At 43.0% G+C, this 935-nt stretch carries 1 protein-coding gene; it reads left to right on the top strand.

What is annotated here, in order from left to right; translation table 11 throughout:
• The first annotated feature begins 139 nt into the window (after positions 1-139).
• Positions 140-823 carry a DUF3334 family protein gene (locus tag QTO00_RS20205; RefSeq protein WP_331426341.1) on the top strand — a complete coding sequence of 228 codons (684 nt, stop codon included), beginning with the start codon at positions 140-142 and terminating at the stop codon, positions 821-823.
• Positions 824-935: the final 112 nt, after the last annotated feature.

Genomic DNA, 935 nt, shown 5'->3' on the forward strand with positions numbered 1-935 from the left:
ATTTGAATCAGGTCACTTTACAACATTTAAAAGGGTGATCAAAACGGAATTGCAGTGTCAGAATGGAACTTCTCGCAATTTTTTCCCACACTTAGAGTTATTGGAGCGACTCCGAGTGTCTCTTATGAGCGAATCATCAATGAAAAAAAATAAAGTCATCACGACCGAAGACATCCTTTTAAAGCTATGCCAATCGGTTTCAGGCGTACTAACTTCAGCAACAAGCTCGTCGGTACAATACTCAGCAATGGTGCAGAAAATCACTAAAACGAGCCTAAAACCGGATTTCGGCTGTTTCGTTCTTTTTGACGGTGGTTTTTCGGGGCTAGTTGTCATCAACTTTACTTCAAAAGCTGCACTAGAGCTTTACACTGCCTACATGCGCAATATGGGTATGCCAGAAGAAGAGTTAGCCGTGCTACACACTTCTGATGAAGTCGCAGACGTACTGGGTGAGTTAATGAACCAATTAGTGGGTCACTTCACTAACCAAGTACGCAAAGATCTACAAACCCACATCACGCAAAACCAGCCTAAGATGCTGTCTTTAAACAAACAGGTAAACCTGTCGGTTGATACTAACCTTGATCGCCCGCAAGCACGTCGTGTTACCTTCTCAACAGAGAAAGGCAATATCTTCTATCTTGAGCTAGCAATGGATAAAACCGAATTTATTCAGCTAGAAGAGTTCGAAGCTGCTGGAGACGAATGTCCAGATGATATCTTGGAACAGGCGCAGCAAAACATGAAAGCAAGCAGCGCAAAGAAGGAAGAGAAGCCAGAGAGTAACGCAAACGACTTGCTTGATGAACTAGGCATCTAAGCCACGTATTTAAGCTAATCACTTCGCACTAATGCCATCGAACCTTCGGTGGCATTTTCATTTATACCTCAGTTTATACCCAAAATAATTGGAGTTGCAGCGCGGCAACAAG

Origin of the sequence: Vibrio sp. M260118 (assembly GCF_036533755.1) — a bacterium.
Taxonomy (GTDB): Bacteria; Pseudomonadota; Gammaproteobacteria; order Enterobacterales; family Vibrionaceae; genus Vibrio.

Bases quoted from the DNA above. Each gene is read 5' to 3' on its own strand.
- QTO00_RS20205 (WP_331426341.1), top strand. From the start codon at position 140: ATGAAAAAAAATAAAGTCATCACGACCGAAGACATCCTTTTAAAGCTA.